Origin of the sequence: Brassicibacter mesophilus (assembly GCF_050433385.1) — a bacterium.
Taxonomy (GTDB): Bacteria; Bacillota; Clostridia; order Tissierellales; family Proteiniboraceae; genus Brassicibacter; species Brassicibacter mesophilus.
The window spans coordinates 12,701-30,667 of the sequence record NZ_JBNPXI010000001.1 but is presented as its reverse complement, the minus strand read 5'-3'; the positions used below and the strand labels follow the sequence as shown (position 1 = coordinate 30,667).

20 protein-coding genes are annotated in these 17,967 nt (G+C 31.6%); 19 read left to right on the top strand and 1 reads right to left on the bottom strand.

The window, feature by feature from the left end; genetic code table 11:
- The first annotated feature begins 5 nt into the window (after positions 1 to 5).
- The 11 genes from spoIIP to HNR33_RS00120 all read left to right on the top strand — a co-directional run bounded on the left by spoIIP (position 6) and on the right by HNR33_RS00120 (position 12,239).
- Complete coding sequence (gene spoIIP, locus HNR33_RS00170; RefSeq protein WP_429079044.1) at positions 6 to 1,274, top strand: stage II sporulation protein P; 1,269 nt, start codon at positions 6 to 8, stop codon at positions 1,272 to 1,274.
- 104 nt (positions 1,275 to 1,378) lie between these two features.
- Positions 1,379 to 1,927 (top strand): signal peptidase I, encoded by a 549-nt coding sequence (gene lepB / locus HNR33_RS00165; RefSeq protein ID WP_429079043.1) that lies wholly within the window; start codon positions 1,379 to 1,381, stop codon positions 1,925 to 1,927.
- Between the two features lie 45 nt (positions 1,928 to 1,972).
- On the top strand, positions 1,973 to 2,299 hold the full coding sequence (locus HNR33_RS00160; protein ID WP_429079042.1) for a hypothetical protein: 327 nt from the start codon (positions 1,973 to 1,975) through the stop codon (positions 2,297 to 2,299).
- An 87-nt stretch (positions 2,300 to 2,386) separates the two neighbouring features.
- Positions 2,387 to 4,198, top strand: coding sequence for a translation elongation factor 4 (gene lepA / locus HNR33_RS00155; protein ID WP_429079041.1), 1,812 nt, complete (start codon positions 2,387 to 2,389; stop codon positions 4,196 to 4,198).
- A 47-nt stretch (positions 4,199 to 4,245) separates the two neighbouring features.
- Positions 4,246 to 5,382: a radical SAM family heme chaperone HemW gene (gene hemW, locus HNR33_RS00150; RefSeq protein WP_429079040.1), complete on the top strand. Its 1,137-nt coding sequence runs from the start codon at positions 4,246 to 4,248 to the stop codon at positions 5,380 to 5,382.
- A 113-nt stretch (positions 5,383 to 5,495) separates the two neighbouring features.
- Entirely contained in the window at positions 5,496 to 6,596 is a 1,101-nt protein-coding gene (hrcA, locus tag HNR33_RS00145) for a heat-inducible transcriptional repressor HrcA (RefSeq protein WP_429079039.1), read from the top strand.
- Positions 6,597 to 6,710: 114 nt separating this feature from the next.
- Positions 6,711 to 7,304, top strand: coding sequence for a nucleotide exchange factor GrpE (gene grpE / locus HNR33_RS00140; RefSeq protein ID WP_429079038.1), 594 nt, complete (start codon positions 6,711 to 6,713; stop codon positions 7,302 to 7,304).
- 27 nt (positions 7,305 to 7,331) lie between these two features.
- A complete protein-coding gene (gene dnaK, locus HNR33_RS00135) occupies positions 7,332 to 9,161 on the top strand; it encodes a molecular chaperone DnaK (RefSeq protein ID WP_429079037.1) in 1,830 nt (609 codons plus the stop codon).
- A gap of 132 nt (positions 9,162 to 9,293) precedes the next feature.
- The gene (gene dnaJ / locus HNR33_RS00130) at positions 9,294 to 10,418 is read left to right on the top strand and encodes a molecular chaperone DnaJ (protein ID WP_429079036.1); all 1,125 of its coding nucleotides are present in this window, start codon (positions 9,294 to 9,296) and stop codon (positions 10,416 to 10,418) included.
- A 128-nt stretch (positions 10,419 to 10,546) separates the two neighbouring features.
- Positions 10,547 to 11,500 carry a 50S ribosomal protein L11 methyltransferase gene (gene prmA / locus HNR33_RS00125; RefSeq protein WP_429079035.1) on the top strand — a complete coding sequence of 318 codons (954 nt, stop codon included), beginning with the start codon at positions 10,547 to 10,549 and terminating at the stop codon, positions 11,498 to 11,500.
- Positions 11,493 to 12,239, top strand: a complete 747-nt coding sequence (locus HNR33_RS00120; protein ID WP_429079034.1) for a 16S rRNA (uracil(1498)-N(3))-methyltransferase — start codon at positions 11,493 to 11,495, stop codon at positions 12,237 to 12,239. The genes prmA and HNR33_RS00120 overlap by 8 nt, the downstream gene beginning before the upstream one ends.
- A 114-nt stretch (positions 12,240 to 12,353) precedes the next feature.
- Here HNR33_RS00120 and HNR33_RS00115 read toward each other — a convergent pair whose 3' ends face one another.
- Complete coding sequence (locus tag HNR33_RS00115) at positions 12,354 to 12,563, bottom strand: hypothetical protein (protein ID WP_429079033.1); 210 nt, start codon at positions 12,561 to 12,563, stop codon at positions 12,354 to 12,356.
- A 32-nt stretch (positions 12,564 to 12,595) separates the two neighbouring features.
- Here HNR33_RS00115 and HNR33_RS00110 point away from each other — a divergent pair, with 32 nt between their 5' ends.
- The 8 genes from HNR33_RS00110 to HNR33_RS00075 all read left to right on the top strand — a co-directional run bounded on the left by HNR33_RS00110 (position 12,596) and on the right by HNR33_RS00075 (position 17,937).
- Complete coding sequence (locus HNR33_RS00110) at positions 12,596 to 12,769, top strand: hypothetical protein (RefSeq protein ID WP_429079032.1); 174 nt, start codon at positions 12,596 to 12,598, stop codon at positions 12,767 to 12,769.
- Positions 12,770 to 13,101: 332 nt separating this feature from the next.
- Positions 13,102 to 13,857, top strand: coding sequence for an AAA family ATPase (locus HNR33_RS00105; protein WP_429079031.1), 756 nt, complete (start codon positions 13,102 to 13,104; stop codon positions 13,855 to 13,857).
- A 250-nt stretch (positions 13,858 to 14,107) separates the two neighbouring features.
- Positions 14,108 to 14,575, top strand: coding sequence for a VOC family protein (locus HNR33_RS00100; protein WP_429079030.1), 468 nt, complete (start codon positions 14,108 to 14,110; stop codon positions 14,573 to 14,575).
- A 613-nt stretch (positions 14,576 to 15,188) separates the two neighbouring features.
- Positions 15,189 to 15,344, top strand: coding sequence for a helix-turn-helix domain-containing protein (locus HNR33_RS00095; protein ID WP_429079029.1), 156 nt, complete (start codon positions 15,189 to 15,191; stop codon positions 15,342 to 15,344).
- 57 nt (positions 15,345 to 15,401) lie between these two features.
- On the top strand, positions 15,402 to 16,781 hold the full coding sequence (gene mtaB, locus HNR33_RS00090) for a tRNA (N(6)-L-threonylcarbamoyladenosine(37)-C(2))-methylthiotransferase MtaB (RefSeq protein ID WP_429079028.1): 1,380 nt from the start codon (positions 15,402 to 15,404) through the stop codon (positions 16,779 to 16,781).
- Between the two features lie 61 nt (positions 16,782 to 16,842).
- Positions 16,843 to 17,184 (top strand): histidine triad nucleotide-binding protein, encoded by a 342-nt coding sequence (locus HNR33_RS00085; RefSeq protein ID WP_429079027.1) that lies wholly within the window; start codon positions 16,843 to 16,845, stop codon positions 17,182 to 17,184.
- Between the two features lie 114 nt (positions 17,185 to 17,298).
- Positions 17,299 to 17,481 carry a 30S ribosomal protein S21 gene (gene rpsU, locus HNR33_RS00080; protein WP_429079026.1) on the top strand — a complete coding sequence of 61 codons (183 nt, stop codon included), beginning with the start codon at positions 17,299 to 17,301 and terminating at the stop codon, positions 17,479 to 17,481.
- 12 nt (positions 17,482 to 17,493) lie between these two features.
- Entirely contained in the window at positions 17,494 to 17,937 is a 444-nt protein-coding gene (locus HNR33_RS00075; protein ID WP_429079025.1) for a GatB/YqeY domain-containing protein, read from the top strand.
- The last annotated feature ends 30 nt before the right edge of the window (positions 17,938 to 17,967 follow it).

Sequence of the window (17,967 nt, the reverse complement as noted above, 5' to 3'; positions counted from 1 at the left end):
TAATGATGAGGTTAAAAAAAATGGATAATAATAGAATAATATATATATTTATAGCTATTTTATGCCTGCTAAATTTTTTTCTTGGAGTAAAAGTTATAAGAAAAGCAGCTAATAATAAAGAGACGACAGACATTAAATATAAGGCAGAGGTAGAAGAGATAGCAGTTCCTGTTTTTAGTAATACAAGTGATGACAGTCACTTAAATACTGAAGCTGTTGATTTAACAATTAATGATGATAATAAACAAGAAGACAATTTTTATATAAGGCTTTTCTCAAGTTCGAATATATATATGAAGCGTGTGTATGATGTTCAAGTAGAAAAAGATAATCTAATGAATTTTAACAGATTATGGTCAAAAGTGTCTATTTTTTTTGAACCAAAGACGTATTTTAAAAGCCAATTTCCTGCAATTTTCAAAATGTTTGATGCTACTGCTGTAAGTGGAAATAATGCTGAGTTTATTGAAAATGGAAATGAAGATGAAGGTGAAGAAAACGAAGCTATTGTCCTTGAAGATATAGTGTTCATAGAAGACCCAATTGAACATAACGAAGGTGAAGAACAACTAGGAACTGATGATAATGAGCAGATTGCTTCTAATACTACACAAACTCCAAATTCTATTAATTTAGATCATGAAAATCCTTATATTCTAATTTATCACACTCATGGAACTGAAGCATATTTACCTATTAAAACAGGTAGATTTCATACAGACAAAAGAGAATATAATGTAATAACTATAGGAGAAATCATTGGAAAGGTATTAAGTGAGAAAGGTCATAAACTTAAACATGTAGATATTTATCATGACATACCATCATACAATGAATCCTATGCTCGTTCTTTAGCAACTGCAAAAGATGAGTTAAGCAAGAATAAGAATATAAAACTAGTTTTTGATGTACATAGAGATGGAATTGAAGAAAATGCTAGTTATATAGAAAGAGCAAAAAAAGATTCTAAGGTCACAATTAACAGCAAAGAAGTTGCAACCTTTTCTATGGTTATAGGACCACAAAATCCAAATAAAGATGAATTAATAAAATTTGCAAAATACATTAAGTCAGTATCGGATAAAATGTATCCGGGATTATGTAAAGGAATTATCATAAAACCCTATGGGAAATTTAATCAGTACCTAAGTGATTACTACACTCTATTAGAGGTAGGAAGCAATCTAAATACAATAGACGAAGCAAAAGAATCAGCTAAACTAATTGGCGAAGTCTTAAACGAGGTTATAAATGGAATACAAGATAATCAATAAAATGAACTTTGAAAGGTAAACTGAGTGTTTATCTTTTCTTTTTTTTTACTTAAAATAATGGTATAATAGATTTTGGTATTTGATAAGATGAGGAGGTAACAAGAATGAGCGAAGGAGATAATAAAATAAGGAAAGAGATATATGAATGGATAAAAAGTATTGCACTAGCTGTTATAATAGCAGTATTGATTAAGACCTTCTTATTTAATACAACTTATGTTTTAGGTTATTCAATGTATCCTACATTACATGAAAGAGATAGGCTTTTTACTAATAAGATAGTGTATATGCTTGGTGAGCCAAAAAAAGGAGATATTGTTGTATTAAAAGCACCAGATGATCCAGACAAGGATTACATAAAAAGAGTAATTGGTGTGTCTGGTGACAAAGTTGAGATTATTGATGGTAAAGTATATGTAAATGATGAAGTGCTAAATGAAGAATATATTAGTGAAGAAGCTTATACGTATACTTATGAAGATAGTGTATGGGAAGTACCAGAAGAATATGTTTTTGTTTTAGGAGATAATAGAAACAAAGGTGCAAGTAAAGATAGCAGATATTTAGGTTTGATTTCAATAGATTCTATTAAAGGAAAAGCTTCATATAGATATTATCCTTTTGATAGTAGATTTGGGTCACTATACAAATAGGAATAAAGAACCAGAAAGTTGTCCATAATAATGCTGGTGATTATTGTGGAAAGCAGAGTAGAAAGGTATAAAAAAATTAAGAACTATAAAAAGCAAAGGCGACTAAAATTTGTGGTTTTTGTTGTATGCTTTTTGTTTTTATTAATTAGCTTGTATAAAGTAGATAATACTTTAAGGGAAATAATGTGTATATCTGATAAACGTATTTATGGAATTGTGAATGATAATGACTTATATAGGCTTTATCTCATGGGTGATGAATACATTATCGATAAAGAGCAGATAGATTATTACTTAGGTGAGATTGTCTCTCAGACTAAGCGTGTATTTCGGACAATTAACTATTATAAAGAGAAATTTTTTGATAGTTAAAAGACCAGAAAAAAGTCTGGTCTTTTAACAGTTTTTAACTTATGTTATAATTTATAAAGATTACTTCCATTTCGGAGGAGGATAAATATGGGAAAAGACAGACAAAGTAGAGTAAGAAATTTTTCTATAATTGCACATATAGATCATGGGAAGTCAACTTTAGCAGATAGGCTGATTGAAAAAACGGGTCTAGTTACACATCGTGAAATGCAGGAACAATTATTAGATAATATGGATTTGGAGAGGGAACGAGGCATAACAATAAAACTCCAAGCTATAAGGCTTGTGTATAAAGCGAAAGATGGTAACGAGTATATACTTAATCTTATAGATACTCCGGGGCATGTGGACTTTAATTATGAGGTTTCAAGAAGTTTAGCGGCATGTGAAGGAGCTTTATTAGTAGTAGATGCTGCACAAGGTATAGAGGCGCAGACATTAGCAAATGTTTATTTAGCTTTAGAACAGAATCTGGAAATATTACCAATAATAAATAAAATAGATTTACCAAGTGCAAGACCTGAAGAAATCAAGAAGGAAGTTGAGGATGTAATTGGACTTGACTGTGAAGATGTACCGATGATATCAGCGAAAGAAGGGTTAAACATTGAAGATGTACTAGAAGATATTGTACACAAAGTACCAGCACCTCAAGGAGATAGCGAAGCACCTCTTAAGGCACTTATTTTTGATTCTTATTATGATAGTTATAAAGGAGTTATAGCTCTTACAAGGGTGGTAGAGGGAACTATAGAACCAGGTATGGAAATAAGAATGATGGCCACCAATAAGAAATTTGAAGTTACAGAGGTAGGAATATTTGCTCCTAGACAAGTTAGTATAGATCAGCTGTCTGCTGGTGATGTAGGTTATGTTGCAGCCAGTATTAAAAATGTTAAAGATGCAAGGGTTGGAGATACTATAACAGAAGCGAGCAGACCTACAGACAAGCCATTGCCTGGATATAAAAAGGTAACTTCAATGGTATATTGTGGTATATATCCTGCTGAAGGAGAGGATTATAACAGCGTCAGAGATGCATTAGAAAAATTACAAGTAAATGATGCAGCACTTGTTTTTGAACCTGAGACTTCTATTGCATTAGGATTTGGTTTCAGATGTGGATTCTTGGGACTACTTCATATGGAGATAATACAGGAAAGATTAGAAAGAGAGTTTGACTTAAACATTGTAACTACTGCTCCAAGTGTAATATATAAGGTAAAGAAAAAGAATGGAGAAGAGTTTACGCTTCAAAATCCTACTAATTTACCACCGACTACAGAAATAGAATATATGGAAGAACCTATAGTTGATGTAAATATAATGACACCGACTGACTATGTTGGAACAATAATGGAATTATGCCAAAACAGAAGAGGTATATTTATTAACATGGAATATATAGAGCAAACAAGAGTCGTGATGCACTATGAGATACCTCTGAATGAAGTTATATATGATTTCTTTGACGCTATAAAATCAAGGACTAAAGGATATGCATCACTAGACTATGAATTGAAGGGCTATAAGAAATCTGAATTAGTAAAGCTTGATATTTTAATAAATGGTGAATTAGTGGATGCATTCTCGATAATTGTACATGAAGAAAAAGCTTACGAGAGGGCACGTATGATAGCAGAGAAGCTTAAGGATGTAATTCCTAGACACCAGTTTGCTGTTCCGATACAAGCAATTGTTGGAGCTAAGATAATTGCAAGAGAAACTGTAAGAGCTCTTAGAAAAGATGTTCTAGCAAAATGTTATGGTGGAGATATTACTAGAAAGAAGAAACTACTGGAAAAGCAGAAGGAAGGAAAGAAGAGAATGAGACAGCTAGGTAGTGTGGAAGTACCACAAGAAGCATTTTTAGCTGTTTTAAAGTATGACGATAAATAGTCTAAAATGCACACATACGTGTGCATTTTTTTTAGGAGGTCAATTTGATGAAGGATATAGGGGTATATGTGCATATTCCTTTCTGCAAAAGTAAATGCTTATACTGTGACTTTAATTCATATACGAATAAGCAGGATTTAGTTGAGAAATATATATATTATTTAAAAAAAGAAATTGATTTGTATACTGCTGAATTAAAAGAGTTTAATGTTAAGACGATATTTATTGGTGGTGGTACGCCTTCATATGTGGATGGAAGGTACATCTACGAAATAATAGAGCACATGAATAAACGGTTAAATATGAGTAAATTAGCTGAATTTAGTATTGAGGTAAATCCTAAAACACTAGATAGGGAAAAATTAAATATTTATAAACAAATAGGAATAAACAGAATAAGTATGGGAGTCCAGTCTTTTAACAATGATATGTTAAAGAGAATAGGAAGAATTCATTCTGCTAATGATGTTATTGAAACTTATAACATGATAAGAAAACATGGATTTGACAATATTAATTTTGATATTATGTTTAATTTACCAGAACAAAGTATAGACAATGTAAAAGATACGCTAAAAAAAGCAATAATTTTAAGTGCTGATCATATTTCATACTATAGTCTAAAATTAGAGGAAGGTACTCCATTTTATATTAGCCATCAAAAATCTGAGCTACAATTACCAGACGAGGATGAAGAAAGAGAGATGTACCATTCTGGAGTAGAATTATTGAAGCAAAATGGATATTATCATTATGAAATATCTAATTTTGCAAAGAAAGAATATAAATGTGAGCATAATCTTATATACTGGAACGTAGAACCATATGTTGGATTAGGAATATCAGCTCATTCAAATATTAATAATAAGAGATATGGAAATTTATATGATTTTGAAGATTACTTTACTAAAATAGATAATAAAGAGCTTCCAATAACTGAAGTTGAAGTTATAAATAGAGAAATGGAAATGGCTGAATATATTATATTAGGGCTAAGACTTATTCAAGGAATTAATAAAAGTAGATTTGCTAGGAGATTTAGTGTTGATATAGGCGAAAAATTTGGAGATATAATTACCAAACATGTTAAACAAGGGTTGTTATATGAAGACCTCAATAATATTAAATTAACTAAACAAGGACTTGATTTATGCAATCTTGTTTTTATGGACATATTACCGTAGATAATAGTATAAAAGTATTAAATGGATTAAAGAAATAGTTTTAAAAAGGTATTGACAAATTGAAATATCAATGATAAGTTAAAAACATAAAGATTAGCACTCGATAGCATAGAGTGCTAATAACGAAAAAAGATGGAACTTGTTTTCATCTTTTAATAACAATAGGATGTGATAATAGTATGATGCTTGATGAAAGAAAACTTAGAGTCTTGCAAGCTATTATACAAAGCTATATATCAAGTGCAGAGCCTATAGGATCAAGAACTATTTCTAAAAAGTATGATTTAGGAGTTAGTTCTGCTACTATTAGAAATGAGATGTCTGATTTAGAAGAGCTTGGATATTTGGTTCAGCCGCATACTTCTGCAGGAAGAATTCCCTCAGATAAAGGTTACAGACTTTATGTAAATAGGCTTTTACAGTCAGCCAATATTGATTTTATACTTCGCCAGGATATAAAAAGTATATTGATGAAAGAAATTGGAGAGATAGATACAATTATTCAAAATGCTGCTAAAATTCTTTCTAAAGTGACTAACTATACTTCACTTGCTATAGCACCGCAGTTAAAAAAAGGTCAATTGAAGCATATTCAACTAATACCGATAGATGAAACAAAAATATTAGTCGTAATTGTCACAAATTCAGGCGTCGTAAAAAATACTGTTCTAAGAGTAGACAACGAAATAGCTTTAGAGCAACTTAATATGATAACTAATTTCCTTAATGAAAATTTAAGAGGGTATACAATTGAAGAGATTAGCTCTGGTATTCATGAAAAATTAGTAAATGAAATGTATTCTTTGAAAGATTCAATATCAAATATAGTTCCTATAATCATTCAAACCTTAGATGATACTGCGGAGATCCAGCTTTACTCTGATGGAGTAACGAAGATATTTAATTTTCCTGAATACAACGACATTAATAGGGCAAAAGAATTTATATCATTCATAGAAAACAAGAACACTGTTGTTGATATGATGTTAAACAGTAACTTTAACGATATCGAAGTAAGAATAGGTAATGAGAATAGTTATGACGAGATAAAAAATTGTAGCGTTATTACTGCAACTTATAGTATTAATGGCAAAACAATAGGGAAAATTGGAGTTATAGGACCTACACGAATGGACTACTCAAATGTAATATCAACAGTCAGATCGTTATCCTTAGATTTGAATGAAATAATTGAAAAATATTTCATAAAATAAGGTGTGAGATTTAATTCTTGCACCTAACTAATGTAATTTAATTTGCTAGTTGGTTACTAAAGCATATGTTTTATGAAAAATTAAGAACAAAAAAGAATTAGTGAGGTGAAGGAAGTGGCAGTAGAAGATATTAAGGGAAAGCAAGAGAAAAAAAGTGATACTGTAGGTGATAATATAACGGAAGAAATCAACAGCAATTTTGAGGCAAATGTTGATGATTTAAAAGATGAAGCTAATAACGTAGAATATGAAAAAATACAAAATGAGTATGAAAATACGCTAAAAGAACTTGAAGAAGTAGATAATAGATATCTTAGGTTGCAAGCTGACTTTAATAATTATAGAAAAAGAGTTGAGAAAGAGAAAGAGTCCACCTATTTATATGCATCTCAAGAACTGATATGCAAACTTCTTCCAGTGATTGATAACTTTGATAGAGCCTTAGAAATTAAAATAGATGAAACTAAGCTTGAAAACTTTTATCAGGGAGTAGAATTGGTTTATAAACAGTTTGTTGATATCCTCAAAGACAGTGGGTTAGAAGAAATAGATGCATTAAATCAAAAGTTTGATCCTAACTATCACCATGCAGTTGCCCAAGAAGAAAGTGATCAACATGCTGAAGACACTGTGATGGAAGTATTCTTAAAAGGCTATATGTTAAAAGATAGAGTTGTAAGACCAAGTATGGTTAAGGTTGCAAAATAGTATAATACTACATAGGGAGGAATGAAAATGAGTAAAATAATAGGTATTGATTTAGGAACAACTAATTCTTGTGTAGCAGTTATGGAGGGTGGAGAGGCAGTTGTTATAGCAAATGCTGAAGGTAACAGAACTACACCATCTGTTGTTGCATTTACTAAAGATGGAGAAAGACTTGTTGGAGAAACAGCAAAAAGACAATCAGTTACTAATCCAGATAGAACTATAATGTCTATAAAAAGACACATGGGTACTGATCATAAAGAAGTTATAGATGGAAAAGAACATACTCCACAGGACATTTCAGCAATGATTCTTCAAAAATTAAAAACAGATGCAGAAAATTATCTAGGAGAAAAAGTTACTGATGCTGTTATTACAGTGCCAGCATACTTTACAGATAGTCAAAGACAAGCAACAAAGGATGCAGGAAGAATTGCTGGGTTGAATGTTAGAAGAATAATCAATGAACCTACTGCTGCATCACTTGCTTATGGTATAGATAAAGACCAAGATCACCATAAAATAATGGTATTTGACTTAGGTGGAGGTACTTTCGACGTATCAATACTAGAGCTTGGTGATGGAGTTTTTGAGGTTATATCAACTAAAGGTGATAATATGCTTGGTGGAGATGATTTTGACCAGGCTGTAATAGACTATTTAGCTGAACAATTTAAAAAAGAAAATGGAATTGATTTAAGAAATGACAAGATGGCGCTTCAAAGATTAAAGGAAGCATCTGAAAAGGCTAAAAAAGAGCTGTCAAGTGTAATGACAACAAACATTAATTTGCCTTTTATTACAGCTACTCAAGCTGGACCTCTGCATTTGAATATAGATTTAACTAGAGCTAAATTTGAAGAGTTAACTCTACATTTAGTTGAAAGAACATTGGGGCCTACTAAGGCAGCAATGCAGGATGCAGGATTAAGTGCAGCTGATATAGACAAAGTAATATTAGTTGGTGGTTCAACTAGAATACCAGCTGTTCAACAAGCAGTAAAGAACCTAACAAGCAAAGAACCTCATAAAGGAGTTAACCCTGATGAAGTAGTAGCATTAGGTGCAGCAATCCAAGCTGGAGTTTTAAGTGGTGAAGTAAAAGATTTATTGTTATTAGATGTTACACCATTATCATTGGGGATTGAAACTCTTGGAGGAGTATTTACTAAGCTAATAGAAAGAAATACTACTATACCTACAAAGAAAAGTCAGGTGTTTTCAACTGCTGCAGATAGTCAAACTGCGGTTGATATACATGTACTTCAAGGAGAAAGACAGATGGCAAGTGGTAACACAACATTAGGTAGATTCCAACTTACAGGAATTCCACCAGCACCAAGAGGAATACCACAAATTGAGGTAACCTTTGATATAGATGCTAATGGTATTGTTAATGTTTCTGCTAAGGATTTAGGAACTGGTAAAGAACAAAAAATAACAATAACAGCTTCGACAAATTTATCGGAAGAAGAGATTCAAAATAAAGTTAAAGAAGCCGAGAAATTTGCTGAAGAAGACAGAAAGAATAAAGAATCTATAGAGGTTAAGAATAACGCTGACTCACTTGTTTATCAAACAGAAAAAACTCTAAAAGAGCTTGAAGGGAAAATAAGTGATGATGAAAAATCAAAGGTTCAAGCAAAATTAGATGATTTGAAGAAAGCTCTTGAAGGAAATAACGCTGATGATATTAAAAAGAAAACTGAAGAGCTTACAAATGAGTTCCATGCACTGTCACAGAAAATGTATCAACAAGCTCCAGATCAAGGGCAGCAAAACGCTCAAGGTCAACAAAGCAGTAATGATGATAATGTAGTAGATGCTGATTATGAAGTTGTTGATGATGACAAATAGTGTTTATCAAAGCTAAATCCCATGGGTTTAGCTTTGGTTTTTCCTATTGACATATCAAGTAATATGGCATAAACTTAAATTCGGTTATTTAATATTTAGTAGGTGACTACACCATTGAAAGGTGGTGAATATATGAGTAAAAGAGATTATTATGAAGTCCTTGGTGTTAATAAACAAGCAAATGAACAAGAAATAAAAAAAGCTTATCGTCAATTAGCAAAAAAATACCATCCAGATTTAAATCCGGATAATAAAGAAGCAGAGCATAAATTTAAAGAAGTTAATGAAGCATATGAAGTCTTAAGCGATGAAGAAAAAAGAGCAAGATATGATAGATTTGGTCATGATGGAGTTAATGGACAAGGTGGAGGATTTGGACAGGGTTTTTCTGGTGGTTTTGGAGACATATTTGAAGATATATTTGATATTTTTGGTGGTGGTTTCTCAGGAAGTAGAAAATCAGGTCCTAGAAAAGGTGCTGATTTGAAATATAAGCTGGATATAAAATTTGAAGAAGCTGCTTTTGGTGTTGAAAAAGAGATTAAATATAGAAAAACAGAAAATTGTTCAGTATGTGATGGAACAGGAGCTAAGCCAGGAACTAATAAATCTACTTGTACTAAATGTAATGGAACTGGAGAAGTTAAATATGCGCAAACGACTCCATTTGGACAATTTGTACGGGTAGGAACATGTGATAAATGTAATGGGTTAGGCCAAATCATAGATAGTCCATGTACTAATTGCAGTGGAACTGGAAAAGAAATGAAAATGAAACGAATTAACATCAAAGTTCCGGCTGGTGTTGATACAGGGTCAGTAATTCCTTTGCGTGGAGAAGGTGAACCAGGTGAAAAAGGAGGACCTTCCGGAGATTTATACGTTTATATTAATGTAGAACCACATGAAATTTTTGCTCGTGAAGGTAATGATATAATATGTGAGATACCAATATCGTTTGTTCAGGCTGCTATCGGGGATGAGATACAAGTTCCATCATTAGAGGGTAATGTTAAATATACTATCCCTGAAGGAACGCAGACTGGCACGATATTTAGACTTAAGAACAAAGGAATTCCTAATGTAAGAGGCTATGGAAGAGGAGATCAGTACGTTAAAGTTGTAGTTCAGGTTCCTACAAAGCTTAATGAAAAGCAGAAAGAGCTCTTAAGAGAGTTTGCTAAGGAAAGTGGAGATGCTGGACATGAAAATAAAAAAGGCTTTTTTGATAAAGTCAAAGATGCTTTTACAGGATAATAATCACTCCATTTATTGGAGTGATTATTGTATATCATCAATAATTACTGGTTTTTTTTACATATATGGGGTATAATAATTTGAGAAAAATAAAGCTTATCTAACTTGTTAAGAAGGATGTGAAGTTTATGAAATGGATTGAGGTCCAGATTAAAACGACAACAGAAGCGGTAGAAGCTGTGTCAAACATTTTATATGAGGTGGGTGTTGGAGGACTAGCTATAGAGGATCCAAATGACATTATTTTGCAGACTGCAAATGATGATTGGGATTTTATAGACTCCAGTTTACTGGACCAAGATTTTGAAGGAGTTATAGTTAAAGGATATTTTCCTGAGAGTGAAGATCTTATTGATAAGATTGAACTAATAAAACAAAATGTAGAAAAAATACCACTATACAATTTAGATAAAGGACTCGGTGAAGTAACGACTACAGAAGTATATGAAAAAGATTGGGCTCATGCGTGGAAAAAATATTATAAGCCAAAAAAAGTAGCAAAAAATGTAGTGATTAAGCCGTCATGGGAAGAGTATATAGCTGATAAAGATGATATTATTATTGAACTCGATCCAGGAATGGCTTTTGGAACAGGGACTCATGAAACTACTATAATGTGTATACAACAACTCGAAAACTATGTTAAGAGCGGAAGTACGGTTTTTGATGTTGGGTGTGGAAGTGGAATACTATCTGTGGCTGCTGCTAAACTTGGAGCAAGGAGAGTTATAGGAGTAGATCTTGATGAACTTTGTGTTAAAGTTTCAAAAGATAATATTAAGATTAATAATGTAGAGGATTTAGTAGAAATTAGACATGGTAATTTATTAGATGTAGTTGATGAAAAAGCAGAAGTAGTAGTTTCGAATATTATTGCTGAAATAATAATAATTTTATCTAAGGATATTAAAAAATTCTTAAAGAATGATGGTGTTTTTATTGCCTCAGGGATAATAAATGAAAAGATAGACAGTGTTAAACAAGCATTAATAGAAGAAAATATGGAAATAGTTGAGATTATAAATATGGGTGAATGGGCATGTATTGTCTCTAAAGTTAAAGAAGGTAACATAGATGCATAGATTTTTTGTAGATAAGAATAATATTAATTTAAGCTCTATTGATATAATAGGTGAAGATGTTAAACATATAAAAAGTGTATTAAGGCTTAATGTTGGAGATGTTGTAGTTGTATGTGATAATGATCGAACAGATTACACCGCTAAGATAATATCTATAGATAAAAACATAGTTCAGTGTGAAATATTAAGTAAAGAAGCTTCTAAAAGTGAACCACCTATTGATATAATATTATATCAAGGGTTGCCAAAGGCCTCAAAGATGGATTTAATTATTCAAAAAGCTACCGAGCTTGGAGTAAAAAAAATTGTACCAGTTATAACTGAAAGAACAGTTGTGAAGATTCAAGATAGAAAAAAAGAAAATAACAAGCTCGAAAGGTGGAACCGTATAGCTGAGGAAGCTGCTAAACAAAGTAAAAGAGGTATAATACCACAGGTAAATAATATACTTGATTTTGATGAAATGATAGCTATTCTAAAAGAAAAACAAGCTGTCATAGTTCCATATGAGAACGAAGAAAACACTGGTATTAAGGATGTGTTAGAAAACTGCAGCTGTAAGGAAATTCATATATTGATAGGACCAGAAGGTGGATTTGAAGAAACTGAAATACAATCGTTGATAAATATTAAATGTAACATAGTAACACTCGGTCCAAGAATATTACGAACTGAAACTGCTGGGTTAGTTACTTCAGCTGTAGTGCTATATGAACTTGGAGATTTAGGAATGGTTTGATGAAAAAAGTAGCTTTTTACACCCTAGGACGCCTAAGAGTTAAAGTGAATATGATTGCTCCTATACCTGCACAGTGTAGTATAGAGTGGATGGCAAAAAGACCACTATTTTGATTTAGTGGTCTTTCTCATTTAAGAAATATATAGTTGTATCAGAATTGCCTTTTTTCTTAATTAACCATCTATCTAGAAACTCTTCTAAGATTGAAGTCGCATCTGACCGACTTATATCAGTAAGCTTTTCTACTTCTTTTCTATTTACTGATTTATTTTCCTTATATAGTTCAAAAACTATAGAGAATACAATCTGAAACATCTCCTTCATATGCAGATCATAACATTAGAAAAAGAGCTAAATTGGAAGGACAGTTGGAATCGAAAGCTAACTACAACGATTTTAGCAAAAGTTTTATAGATGCTAGATTCTATGTGGATAGCATACTGATAACGATTAATAGAGTTGAACATGACTATGACAAAGCAGAAATTAATCAGGAAAGACGAGCTGGAAGGTATGGGAAACTATATTAATAAAGTTGGTAATTAGATTCCCTAAATGATATTATTTACTTACGAAAAGAAAGGGAGTAGCGATAATAATAGAGAACATGGACAAGCTAATCAAGTCTTTTTCAAATGATTAGTTACCAGTTAAGTATATTAAACCTAAACAGCTTATTTGAAATAAATAAGTACAAGTCAAAGTAGGCTTGTACATAAAAGAATAATTTAGTCATGTCTATATTTTACTAATTTGTGATATAATGTGTAATTGATACAACTGTAAATGAGTATTCACGATACGATTCGAGAATACAAATATTAACTAACATTCTGTACATAGTAAAAATGGAGGTATTAAAATGATTGATGATACTTTTCAACAATACATAAGGAAGATTATGCTAAGACGAGATGATGTTGAGAACTTTGATACTTATCCATTCTCACTCAAAGCAGTAGGACATTTAGATAACATAGATTTACATCCCAATGTTACTTTTTTAATCGGAGAAAACGGAAGTGGAAAATCAACTTTATTAGAAGCGATTGCAATTGCATATGGGTTCAATCCTGAAGGTGGAACAAAAAATTTTAATTTCTCAACAGTTCAAACACATTCAAAATTATATGAGTATATCAAATTAGTTAAGGGAACAAGAAGGGCTAAAGATGGCTTCTTCTTAAGAGCAGAGAGTTTTTACAATGTTGCTTCTAACATTCAAGAGTTAGATCAAGGTGGTGTAGGGGCAAGAATTATCGATTCGTATGGTGGCAAATCTTTACATAATCAATCACATGGTGAATCTTTCATGTCCGTAATATTAAACAGATTAGGTGGAAACGGAATATATATTTTTGATGAACCTGAGGCTGCTTTATCACCAACAAGACAAATGACTTTAATTAGTAGAATACATGAACTTGTTAAAAAGGATTCACAATTTATAATAGCTACCCATTCGCCAATAATTATGTCCTATCCAAACTCGATAATTTATAGTTTAGATGATGGATTTAAAGAAATTGAGTACGAAGATACTGATCATTATCAAATTACAAAAAGATTTATGAATAATACGAGCAAAATGTTGGATATCTTGTTAGCTAATGAATAAGAAGGAGACGAATGTCAGTTAACGTACAGTATACACCATCCTACAAAGGATGCACAGAACACTATAAACTGTAAGAATGTTATAGTAAATGATGACATGGGGGCTATTTTTTGGCCTTGTTTGATAAAGTAAGAAGTTAAAAATATAGATAATATATTTGAGAAGCTATTTATGAGGTATTTGTTGAAAAATGCGACATATGAATGATGTAAACAATTCAATAAATTGAAATTTGAAAGGAAGATATTTTATGAAATTTAAGAATCCTATGTTGGTTGTAACCGATATGGAGAAATCAAAAATATTCTATAAAGATGTTTTAGGATTAAGGGTTATTATGGACTTTGGAGCTAATGTCACTTTAACTGGTGGAGTTGCTCTGCAAACAAAAGAAAGTTGGAAAGAGTTCATTCAGAAAAATGATAATGAAATAATTTTTAATGGCAACGATGCTGAACTGTATTTTGAAGAAGATAATTTTGACAGCTTTATTGAAAAACTAAATACTCTTAAATACATTGAATACGTACATCCTGTTTATGAACATAGATGGGGACAAAGAGTGGTTCGTTTCTATGATTTAGACAAGCATATTATAGAAGTTGGCGAAAACTTGAAAACCGTATGTAAACGCTTTTTAGATAGTGGACTTACTGTGGAAGAAACAGCAAAAAAAATGGATGTCCCTATTAAATTTGTACAAGCATGTGCGAAATAATTTCTAATTTGTAGAACTGAAGCAACATAATTTTGGTTTTAGGCATGTCGCATCTTTCTTATTACGCGAAGGATTATAGAGGAAAAGCGTCATCACTTTCTATAACAAAGGCTTAGCAGGCACTGGAAAGAAAGTATAGGGAAAAAGGCCGACGTTGCTAAGCCTCGGGACATTAGCAGAAATAAGTTACGAGGAGTAAGGTTAAAGAATAAGCTAGTTATCAATCATATGTAGTACATCTATGACTTTAAGTAAAGTTTATAGGATAGCACTGATTTTAGTATGTTTTTGTAAACAACAATAATATTCTAAATACTATAGTTATTTTATAATATTGTAATATATTAATGCAAATACAAATACTGTATATATATAAACACATATATATTATGGTAGATAAATTGTTTTTTCTATAGCAATAATAAGCTTATTATTTTGAATAGAATAATATCCACATATAATACTAAGATGCTATCAATATATTCTAAGTTCTTGAAATATTATTTTGACATTATAGAATCTGTGTGGTAACTTATTCTTTATGAGGTGCACCTATGATTGCATCGTATAATAGACTGTGGAAATCACTTAAAATACAACAGGTTTCCGAGATATGGTTGGAATTAGTAATTATACTTTGGCCAAGCTAGGCGAAAATGAATATGTCGCATTAATGTTATTAGAAAAAATATGTACATCTCTTGATTGTAATGTAGAGGACGTAATGGAATTTGTGTCCAATGGTAATACTATTTGTAAGGATTATTAATAGTTAAATATCGTAATTTTTATAATAAATATTAGTTTTAGGAGGAAAGCTACTGTAATGGCAAGTAATAGTAATGAAAAAAACAGGTTAAAACCTGATGAAATAAAAAATAAACATAAAAATAAACGCAAAAAAACCGTAGCCATATTCACTTTAGGATGTAAAGTCAATCAATACGAGACAGAAGCAATGGCTGAATTGTTCCAAAAAGAAGGTTATAAGATCGTTGACCATGAAGAGTATGCTGATGTATATGTAATAAATACGTGTACAGTCACTAACCTAGGAGATAAAAAATCAAGACAGTTTATTCGAAGAGCTAAGAGCAAAAATGATGATTCAATAATTGCAGTTGTTGGCTGCTATGCTCAGACATCACCTGATGAAGTTTTAAAAATTGAACAAGTGGATATCATACTTGGGACAAATGAAAGAAAAAGGATAGTAGAACTATGTGAGGAAGTATCAAACGAGCGAAAAAAAATAAACGCAGTTTCTGATATCATGGCTATAAGAGAATTTGAAGAGATGAAAATTGAAGAAGTAAAGGGAAAAACGAGAGCTTTCCTTAAAATACAGGAAGGGTGTAATCAATATTGTTCATATTGTATTATTCCATATGCTAGAGGTCCCATTAGAAGTAGAAGAATAGAAAATATCACAAATGAAGTTCAGAAATTAGCTGATAATGGATTCAAAGAGGTTGTTCTAACCGGTATTCACATTGCGTCTTATGGTAAAGACTTAGGAGAAATTAGACTTATCGATGTTATAGAAAAGGTGCATGAAATAGAAGGAATAGAAAGGATTAGACTTGGTTCTATTGAACCTACACTTATTACTGAAGAATTCATGCAAAGATTATCTAACCTATCGAAGGTTTGTGATCATTTCCATTTGTCATTACAAAGTGGTAGTGATACGGTATTAAAAAGAATGAATAGAAAATATACTACTGAACAATATAAAGAAATTGCAGAATTAATAAAAAGATATATGCCTAATGCTGGATTAACTACCGATATTATAGTTGGATTTCCTGGTGAAACAGAAGAAGAGTTTTCTCAAACATGTAAGTTTGTTGAAGATATTGGTTTTTCTAGAATACATGTATTTTCATATTCACCTAGGAAAGGGACACCGGCTGCAAAGCATAAAAACCAAGTTCCATCAAGTATTAAGCACGATAGAAGTAAAAAGCTTATAGAAATTGGAGAAAGATTGACAAAATCGTTTATAACTCATTTCATAGACGCTGAACTTGATGTTTTATTTGAAGAAGAGTCGAAAAATAAAATTGGCTTTATTGAGGGATATACAACTAATTATATTAGGGTTTTATGTAAAGGAGAGGTCTCGCTAGAAGGAGAGATACTTCTAGTTAGGATTAATCATATAGAAGATGAAAATTTAATTGGAGAAATAAATTTTAATTAGAGGAATTTTTGTATTTTTGTTGAATATTAAAATTGTATGTTGTTATAAGGAGGTGAAATGGGTGTCAGATTGTATTTTTTGTAGCATTGTTAAAGGAGATATACCTACTAGCAAAATATATGAAGATGACAAGGTAATAGCTTTTAATGACATAACCCCACAATCTCCTGTCCACATTTTGATTATTCCAAAGGAGCATATACCTTCTATAATAGGAATCGATAATAATGGTGACATTATAAGCCATATCTTTAGTGTAATAAATAAAATTGCTAAAGAAAAGGGTCTTGATAAAAAAGGATATAGGATTGTGAACAATTATGGTGAGGAAGGTGGACAGACGGTTCCTCATTTGCATTTTCATTTATTGGGAGGAAGGCAGATGCAATGGCCTCCAGGCTAAAATTACAGTTGCATAAAACAAATTTTTAATGTATAATAATCTAGTGCCGAATTCCACTTACTGCATATAGTATAGTAAAGACTTGTTGTAGTGGTTGAGGGGAGGGAGAATTGAATGTCAGAAATAAGAATCGGGGAAAACGAATCTTTAGATAATGCTCTAAAAAGATTTAAAAGACAGTGTGCAAGAGCTGGCGTTTTAGCTGAAGTTAGAAAAAGAGAGCATTATGAAAAGCCGAGCGTAAAGCGTAAGAAAAAATCTGAGGCTGCAAGAAGAAAAAATAGTAGAACCAGATAAGAGGTGAAAATTATGTCCCTTAAAGAGAAATTGATGGATGACTTGAAAACTTCTATGAGAAACAGGGATAAGACACGTAAAGACGTTGTTACTATGATAAGAGCAGCTGTAAAGCAGAAAGAAGTTGATGAAAGAGTAGAATTAGATGATGAAAGTATCATCGACATAATTTCTAAGCAAGTTAAGCAGAAAAAAGATGCTGTTGAGGACTTTCAAAAAGGTCAGAGACAAGATTTAGTTGAGCTTACTGAAAAAGAAATTGAGATTCTACTTGAGTACTTACCACTACAATTGACTGAAGCTGAACTTGACGAGATAGTTAAAGCTGCTATTGATGAAGTTGGTGCAAATACAGCGAAAGATATAGGAAAAATCATGTCAAATGTTTTACCTAAGGTTAAAGGTAGAGCTGATGGAAGCTTAGTTAATAAAATAGCGAGGCAATATTTAAAATAATGGAAACCTGAATACGAAAGTGTTCAGGTT